The sequence below is a fragment of the Synergistaceae bacterium genome, assembly GCA_021372895.1.
Classification (GTDB): Bacteria; Synergistota; Synergistia; order Synergistales; family Synergistaceae; genus JAJFTP01.
The window spans coordinates 1-8521 of sequence record JAJFTP010000004.1 but is presented as its reverse complement, the minus strand read 5'-3'; the positions used below and the strand labels follow the sequence as shown (position 1 = coordinate 8521).

Annotated in this window: 10 protein-coding genes; 2 read left to right on the top strand and 8 right to left on the bottom strand. The window is 49.3% G+C overall.

All coding sequences use genetic code 11. From position 1 onward, the window contains the following. Positions 1–154: 154 nt before the first annotated feature. Positions 155–301 (bottom strand): hypothetical protein, encoded by a 147-nt coding sequence (locus LLF78_00525; GenBank protein ID MCE5200986.1) that lies wholly within the window; start codon positions 299–301, stop codon positions 155–157. Positions 302–668: 367 nt separating this feature from the next. Between LLF78_00525 and LLF78_00520 the strand changes: the two genes are divergently transcribed. After that, positions 669–1436 (top strand): hypothetical protein, encoded by a 768-nt coding sequence (locus LLF78_00520; protein MCE5200985.1) that lies wholly within the window; start codon positions 669–671, stop codon positions 1434–1436. 182 nt (positions 1437–1618) lie between these two features. Here LLF78_00520 and LLF78_00515 read toward each other — a convergent pair whose 3' ends face one another. From LLF78_00515 to LLF78_00485, 7 genes are all read right to left on the bottom strand, one after another. After that, positions 1619–2743 carry a sodium ion-translocating decarboxylase subunit beta gene (locus tag LLF78_00515; GenBank protein ID MCE5200984.1) on the bottom strand — a complete coding sequence of 375 codons (1125 nt, stop codon included), beginning with the start codon at positions 2741–2743 and terminating at the stop codon, positions 1619–1621. A 36-nt stretch (positions 2744–2779) separates the two neighbouring features. Further along, complete coding sequence (locus LLF78_00510; GenBank protein ID MCE5200983.1) at positions 2780–3184, bottom strand: acetyl-CoA carboxylase biotin carboxyl carrier protein subunit; 405 nt, start codon at positions 3182–3184, stop codon at positions 2780–2782. A gap of 38 nt (positions 3185–3222) precedes the next feature. After that, complete coding sequence (locus LLF78_00505) at positions 3223–3609, bottom strand: OadG family protein (GenBank protein ID MCE5200982.1); 387 nt, start codon at positions 3607–3609, stop codon at positions 3223–3225. Between the two features lie 13 nt (positions 3610–3622). Then, entirely contained in the window at positions 3623–5182 is a 1560-nt protein-coding gene (locus LLF78_00500) for a methylmalonyl-CoA carboxyltransferase (protein ID MCE5200981.1), read from the bottom strand. Positions 5183–5277: 95 nt separating this feature from the next. Next, entirely contained in the window at positions 5278–5679 is a 402-nt protein-coding gene (gene mce, locus LLF78_00495; protein ID MCE5200980.1) for a methylmalonyl-CoA epimerase, read from the bottom strand. Positions 5680–5682: 3 nt separating this feature from the next. Then, positions 5683–6096: a cobalamin B12-binding domain-containing protein gene (locus tag LLF78_00490; GenBank protein MCE5200979.1), complete on the bottom strand. Its 414-nt coding sequence runs from the start codon at positions 6094–6096 to the stop codon at positions 5683–5685. A gap of 33 nt (positions 6097–6129) precedes the next feature. Then, positions 6130–7809, bottom strand: a complete 1680-nt coding sequence (locus tag LLF78_00485) for a methylmalonyl-CoA mutase family protein (protein MCE5200978.1) — start codon at positions 7807–7809, stop codon at positions 6130–6132. Positions 7810–8238: 429 nt separating this feature from the next. Between LLF78_00485 and LLF78_00480 the strand changes: the two genes are divergently transcribed. Continuing rightward, the coding region (locus tag LLF78_00480; protein ID MCE5200977.1) for an FprA family A-type flavoprotein at positions 8239–8521 on the top strand (283 nt) is incomplete at its 3' end.

Below are 8521 nucleotides of genomic sequence, written 5' to 3'. Positions count from 1 at the left end.
GAGTCCTCTTATTGGAACAAATCGAAGATACAACAAAAAGGGAGCTGACGGAATTATATGATACACTTAACCCAATAGAGCTCAGACGAAGGATAGCATCTTTGCGTGAGAGACTCTACCGGAACGCAAAAACGGCCGGCAAGGCCGGCCAAGTTTAAAAGTACGGAAGGAGGAAGCATCTTTCTTCAAGTACATTTTTATTTGACGCAACGTTCCACTTTTCAAGTACCTTTTCTTTTGACGCAACATGAACATCTAAAATATGTCTCAGGCCGTCTACATCATCATTATAAGCGGCCATTAGCATAGGAATCCCCTGAGCCTGTAAAATAAACTGGCAAAAACTCATATGTATGCGATGCTTAGTCAGGTCCGTTTTAGGCATAACAGACACTTTAAACCCCAGTACATTTACTCATTTGATGTTAACGAACTTATTATAAGATATAATTGACTCAATTTTCCCACCGTCTTTCCCGCATGCCTTTGAGCGGGAATCCAGCGACTTCAATATTTTAGTGCCACTGGCTCTCCGCTAATAAACATGTGGAGAAGACGAAAAACAGAGGTTTTGAATCCACTGGTAGCAAGAGGTGGGAAAGTTGAGTAATTGACTATAATGTATTTACATTTATATCTGATTCTTAAGCAAAAGGAGGTTTCAAGCGATGACCTGTTCTGTTTGTGATATGAAAATGTTCGTTCGCCGTAACATACACGGCGGGCGTTCAATTATGGCACCCTGCACTATCGGCGTTCTCTCTCCCGCAGACGGAGACGCCGCTGTCAAACTGCACAACGCAGCGGCACATGGGTTGAGCCGCGACATTTTTGCGCCAAGCACTGAGGAAGAAGTACTCCGTTTTCTCGGTAAAGAGGGCCTTGCCGTAGGGGTACGTTTTGAAGATAGACTCGTCTGCCTGCGGACTCTTAAGACCGGGGCAAAGTGGGTAGAAGATACGCTGTCTGAGTTCGGACTTGGACCTGACACGGCAGCCCGCACCGCAATCACAGGATTCTGCGTTGTAGACAAGGAATTCCGGGGCAACAACATCCAGTTCCTTTCTCAATATTACGCTGAAAATATCATTGCTCAAACGTTTGATTCCATAGTAACGACAGTCTCACCAAAAAATATCTTCAGCCTTCAGAATGTCCTGGCATGCGGATTCTATATCGTGAATATCAAACGGGTATACGGCGAGTTAATGCGCTATGTTCTAAAAAAAGATTTTTACCCCAAGCATCCGGTCTGGACACATGGACATCTGCGGATCCCGATAAGAAAAATCGAAGAACAGCAACAGGCCATTGCAGCGGGGAATGTCGGCTACAAGATAATACGGCGACTTGGCGGCTTCTGCATCCTGTACGGATACCTCGGTCAAAAAACAGAAGAACAGCAAAATCCCAACCCGACGCTCTGCCTGCCGTAAAATAAAAACATATATTCTTCTCATACATTCATTTGTCGGATCGAGCAAAAGGCAGATGCCCCCTCTAAAGAGGGAGCATCCGTGAATATCGCTATCAGCCGCCATGTGTCCTACGCGTTTTCTCGGACTGATTGGCCACGCCTCATGCCGTTAAGCCGGCGGCGCAAGGCTCCTTCTCTCAGCTATTTGGCAAGGAGGGTAAGCATAGCCCCCGCAGCAACAGCTGTTCCTATAACACCCGCTACGTTCGGGCCCATAGCGTGCATAAGGATGTAGCTTCCCGGGAATTCCTTCGAGACAACCTTCTGACAGACTCGGGCCGCCATTGGGACTGCCGATACTCCGGCGGCACCAATGACAGGGTTTATCTTTCCTCCTGATGCGATCTTCATGATCTGGCCTAACAGAACCCCTCCGGCGGTACTGAATATGAACGCGATAAGCCCCAGTGCGATGATCTTGATTGTAGCCACTGTAAGGAACGATTCAGCGCTCATCGTCGCACCGACAGATATCCCAAGGAATATCGTGGTTGCGTTCAGTACCTCGTTCTGCGCTGCCAGCGAAAGTCGCTCTGTGCAGCCGCATTCACGGAGCAGGTTGCCAAACATCAGCATACCAATAAGCGGTACAGATGCAGGAAGCACAAGTCCGCAGGCGATCGTTGATACAATAGGAAAGAGAACACGTTCTGTTTTTGTGACAGGACGAAGCTGTTCCATTCTTATCGAGCGGTCCTTCTTCGTAGTGAGCAGTTTTATTACAGGCGGCTGGATCAGAGGCACAAGCGACATATAGCTGTAGGCCGCAACAGCAACAGCAGGAAGGATCTGTTTAGCAAGCTTCGAGCACAGATAGATGGCTGTAGGTCCATCTGCTCCACCTATAATTCCGATACCTGCCGCTTCCTGAATCGTGAAACCCATAAACATTGCGCCGATGACCGCAATAAACACTCCCAGCTGAGCCGATGCTCCAAGAAGGAATGTGATAGGGTTGGCCAGCAGCGGACCGAAGTCTGTCAAAGCGCCAATTCCCATGAATATAATTACAGGATAGAGCTCATGGTCAATGCCGAATTTGACAAAATAGAGAAAGCCGCCCGGGTCAACGATCCCAGAAAGCGGAAGGTTGACAAGGAGACATCCAAATGATATCGGCAAAAGCAACAGCGGCTCAAAACCCTTTGCAATGGCTAGGTAGAGCAGTATGAACGAGACAAGGAGCATTACCAGCGTTGGCAAGTTCAATGCTACAAATCCAGACTGCTGGATAACGCCTTTAAGCGCAGTCAAATAAAGTTCCATTCAGTTTCCCTCCATGGTGAGTACTGCCAAGGCAGCCTATCCGATAACCAGGAGAGTATCGCCTGTATTGACATTATCTCCCTCTTTGCACCCTATTTGTGTCACAGTGCCCGCAGTCGCTGCAAAGATTTCATTCTCCATCTTCATAGCTTCGAGTATAAGTACAAGCTGTCCGGCCGCCACAGTTGCACCCGGCGAGACAAGTATCTTAAGTACTTTTCCAGGCATAGGAGCTTCAATTACAGATCCTCCTGCCACCGGTGCGGGAGTTGGTGCCGCCGGTACCGATGCCGCCACCGGTGTTGGTACCGCCACCGGTGCTGCTGCTGCCATCGGTGCTGCTGCAGGCACCGGTGCCACAACTGATGTGCCAGCCCCCATCTCTTCAACGTCTACATCATACGCTTTGCCATTTACTGTCACTCTATATTTTCGTGCCATCAGAGAAAACCTCCTTGAATATTTTATGTGTCAAAAAACTAATCCTGAAATCCTTCCGCATTCTGAATTCTGCCAACAAGCTTCCAACTCGTTGCTGCCGGAGCCTTTACGGGGCTGAACGCCACAACACGCGCTGCGCTGCCGTACATTGCAGCTATTGCGGCAGAAATAACTGCCAGAAGCTCAGAATCATCTTCCGCCGGAGCCGCAACCATCTTTGCTGCCGGTGCAGGCGACGGTGTGCCGACTGCCGGAGAAGCCTTAGCGGCTGTCTGCATACTATCCAGCACCCTGCAGACATGCTTCATCCCCATCATAACGAACATAAGTCCGCAAATGACTATGAAGACTATGCTGAAGGCAATCATTGACATTACAAGTCCGCCTTGCACACCCACGAAGTAGGATGATACTGAATTTTCCATAATCCAGTCCTCCTTAGTTCGGCATTATGCCGTGTTTGCGCTTAGGACGAAGTTCACTCTTCGTCTCCGTCATAATAAGCGCCTGATAGAGTGCAGGGCGCGTCTCCTCCGGAAGGATCACCCTGTCGACGAAACCGCGTGCCGCTGCGCAGTATGGATTTGCGAATGCTTCCTTGTATTCGTCGATCTTCTGCGCACGCATTGCAGCCTTGTCCTCCGCCTCATCGATATCCTTGCGGAATATAATGCTAGCCGCGCCTTCAGCTCCCATAACCGCGATCTGCGCCTGAGGCCATGCAAGAACAACATCGGCGCCAAGGTCTTTGCTGCACATACCGAGATATGAGCCGCCGTAAGCCTTGCGAAGAACAATTGTGATTTTGGGGGCCGTAGCCTCGCTGTATGCGTAAAGAAGCTTTGCACCATGGCGGATAATTCCGCCCATTTCCTGGGTAAGTCCGGGAAGATAGCCTGGAACGTCTTCAAATGTGACTATAGGAAGGTTGAACGCATCACATATACGGATATGGCGGCTCGCCTTGTCGGAGGCGTCGATGTCGAGACAGCCGGCCATAAACTTCGCCTGGTTCGCGATAATTCCGATCACTCGGCCGCCGACCCTGGCAAATCCGGTAACGATATTGCGTGCATACATCTCCTGCACTTCGCAGAAATCAGCATTGTCGACAACCTTCCTGATGACGTCGCGGACATCGTAGCCCTTGTTCGGGTTAGTAGGGACCATCTCACGAAGCCCTGCGTCCATGCGTGCCGGATTATCGCCTGTTTCCGCAAAAGGCGGCTCTTCCATGTTGTTGCTCGGAAGATAGCTCATCACCTTGCGGACCTGTGCATAGCACTCTGCTTCGCTGTCAGCAAAGAAATGCGCACATCCTGACGTCGCGTTATGAGCGCGTGCGCCTCCGATCTGCTCGGAAGTAACATCTTCGCCTGTAACGGCTTTGATGACAGCAGGTCCCGTGATATGCATGATCCCTATTTTGTCCACCATGAACACAAAGTCAGTGAGCGCGGGGCTATAGACAGCTCCACCCGCACAGGGACCTGCTATTATGGAAAACTGCGGGATGACTCCGCTGGCCTTGACGTTCCGGAAGAAGATGTTGCCATAACCAGAAAGCGCATCGACAGCCTCCTGGATACGCGCGCCGCCTGAATCATTGATCCCGATACAGGGGGCACCGTTAGTGAGCGCAAGGTCCAGCACCTTACATATCTTCTTTGCGTGCATCTCGCCAAGCGATCCGCCCATTACCGTAAAATCCTGGCTGAATAAATATACTATGCGTCCATCTATAGTACCGTAGCCAGTAACTACGCCGTCTCCGGGGAATACGGTGTTCGCGAGCCCGAAGTTTACGCAGCGATGCTCGACAAACTCATCGATCTCAACGAAACTGTTATGGTCAAGAACTGCTTCGATACGTTCACGTGCTGTCATTTTGCCTTTTTCGTGCTGTTTGGCGATGGCTTTTGCTCCACCGCCCTGTGACGCTTTTTCCCGTTTTTCAACCAGGTCTGCGCACATCTCATCGATCGTTTTTTCCGCCATTACTTCTTACCTCCTCGTATAATCGGTACGGGTGGGACTTTTTTTAAGCAGTTACCCTGTGGTGTGTATCCGGCACAGAAGTACCTGCCTTATCATTAGCGTTCGCTCAGCTCGAGCAGGATACCTCCTGTTGCCTTGGGGTGAAGGAAGGCTATCTTTGCACCGCCGGCGCCGCAGCGCGGCTTCTCATCGATGAGGCGGATACCCTGAGCCTTGAGTTCTGCAAGGGTCTCTTCAAGGTTATCCACTCTGATTGCCAGATGGTGCATCCCCTCCCCCTTCGTTTCTATAAATTTGGCTACAGGGCTCTCCTGGCTTGTGGGCTCAAGCAGTTCGATCTCTGTATCCTTAATTGGAAGAAAGGCTGTCTTCACCTTCTGTTCTGCAACTTCTTCAACGCCATGACACTTGATGCCCAGTGTCGCCTCCCAGAATTTAAGCGATTCATCAATGCTTTTTACTGCTATACCTATATGGTCTATCACTGTAGGTTTCATTTTTTACACCTCTTTTGCCCTTTTTTCCGCAACAGCTTTCTCAAGCCACTTGATCGTCTCGGTTGTAGGTGTGCCTGGCCCAAATATGGCCCCGACACCGAAGCCGAGAAGTGTCGGATAGTCTGACTCGGGTATGACCCCGCCGCCAAAGACTATTATGTCACTCGCGTTCTTTTCCTTGAGCAGGTTTATTATCGTTTTGAAGCAGTATTCGTGAGCGCCTGAAAGTATGCTTACTCCAATTGCATCCGCATCTTCCTGTATTGCCGTGGCTACTATCTGTTCAGGAGTCTGGCGGAGTCCTGTATAGATGACTTCCATCCCTGCATCCCTGAATGCTCTTGCAATAACTTTGGCGCCGCGGTCGTGACCATCAAGCCCTGGTTTCGCAACAACTACGCGAATTTTACGGTCCATCTTTTTTTCCTCCTTATCAGCTCTTCAGGTACCCTAAAGAACCACGTTTTCCTTGTATTCGCCAAACTCTTCGCGAAGAACGCCGCAGATCTCGCCTTCTGTGGTATAGTGGCGCACAGCGTCAAGGATGAGCGGCATAAGATTTTCCTCGCCCTTGGCACCCTTACGGATCGCCTCAAGGCAATCCCGGACCTTTACGTTGTCACGGGCTTCTTTCATGGCCTTAAGCTTCTTGATCTGGTTAACGCCTACGCTTGCATCGACTTTAAGCAGCTTGCGATCGGAAGTATCCTCGTCTATCTGGAACTTGTTGACACCTACAATTATACGGTCGCCGGATTCGATAGACTTCTGATAATCATAGGCCGCATCCTGGATATGCTTCTGCGGGAAGCCCTTTTCGATAGCCGCCATCATCCCGCCGATCTCATCGATCTTCTTGATATATTCCCATGCGCCATCCTCTATCTGCTTCGTGAGTGCTTCGACGGCATAACTGCCTGCAAGAGGATCGACCGTGTTCGTGATCCCGGACTCGTAAGCCACGATCTGCTGCGTGCGGAGCGCGATGCGGACGGATTTGTCCGTCGGAAGCGCGAGAGCTTCGTCAAGGCTGTTCGTGTGCAGCGACTGAGTACCGCCGCAAACAGCCGCCATAGTCTGAATAGCGACCCTGACTATGTTGTTCTCCGCCTGCTGCGCTGTCAGCGTGCAGCCTGCTGTCTGGGTGTGGAAACGGAGCATCTGGGCGCTCTTGTTCGTGACGCAGAAGCGATCCTTCATTATCTTCGCCCATATCTTGCGCGCCGCACGGAATTTAGCTACCTCTTCAAGGAAATCATTATGCGAATTAAAGAAGAATGAGAGGCGTTTTCCAAAAACGTTAGGATCCTGCCCCGCTTTTATAGCAGCGTCAATATATGCGATCCCGTCCGCAAGAGTGAACGCTACTTCCTGGATCGCTGTTGAACCGGCTTCGCGGATATGGTAGCCGGAGATAGAAATTGTGTTCCACTTAGGGATGTTTTTGCTGCAGAAATCAAATATGTCAGTAATTAGGCGCATTGACGGCCTTGGAGGGAATATATAAGTACCGCGTGCGATATATTCCTTGAGAATATCATTCTGTATCGTTCCTGAAAGGTCGCACATGGGTGTGCCCTGTTTTTCGGCGACTGCAATGTACATTGCAAGGAGAATCGCCGCAGGGGCATTGATCGTCATTGATGTCGAGACTTTATTGAGAGGGATCTGATCAAAGAGTATCTCTGCGTCCGCAAGACTGTCTATCGCAACTCCGACCTTACCGCATTCCCCTATCGCCATGGGATCGTCAGAGTCATAACCGATCTGCGTCGGGAGGTCAAATGCAACAGAGAGCCCTGTCGTACCCTGGCTCAGAAGATAACGGTAACGTCTGTTTGAATCCTCCGCCGTGGCAAATCCGGCATACTGGCGCATCGTCCAGAAACGGCCGCGGTACATTGTTGGCTGAACACCCCTTGTATAAGGGTACTGCCCTGGGAAACCAAGGTCTTTGCCGTAGTCAAGACCTTCCAAGTCTTCGGGGGTATATATCCTCTTAAGAGGAATACCGCCGCCGGTAGTAAAGTTTTCCTTTCTCTCCGGACTTTTCGCCAGAGCCTTTTCGACTTCTGCCTCATAGCCCTTTTTGCATTCCGCTACTTCCTGGAGCTGTTTTGGATCGAACACGTACTCCGCCTCCTTATGAAACATCTCGTGACCGGCATTACATGGCCACCTGCACACTTATGGATTTTACAAAAAACCACACCCTGCTATTATTAAGCAGGTAAGAAAAAATTGCAACATTTGACAGGTCATTTCAGACAAGTTTATTCATGTATTTTTTAAATATTTTTTGTCCGCGCTGTCTCTATTCTTCCGCTTTAACCTTTGAACATAGCTATTTCTCCGTCATTTTACTTTTTTAAAGGATGTAAAAACCTGTTTAGGTTTCTTATAAGCATATACACAAGATAATTGTCAGAACAATCTTCCTTGTCAGAAAATATTTTTTAAATAGGTCGTTGCATCCAAATCGATTTTATTACATTTTTACCGCACAGTTGATATACTTGACGTGTAAATCTGGGAATATTAAAAGGAGGCTCTTTACCAATGCAGAAGGCAATAAAAATTACGGATTCAATTTACTGGATAGGCGGAAACGACCGCGAGACCGACCTGTTCGAGGGACTATGGACTCTCCCACGGGGAGTTGCTTATAACGCATATTTCATTAATGACAGAAAGACAGCACTTGTTGATTCGATAAAAAGCGGAAACCTGACAGATTATATCGAAAGGCTGACTTCTATAATACCTGAAAACAGACAAATCGACTATTTGATCGTCGACCATATGGAACCGGACCATTCCGGCTCCATTAGGATGCTCAGAC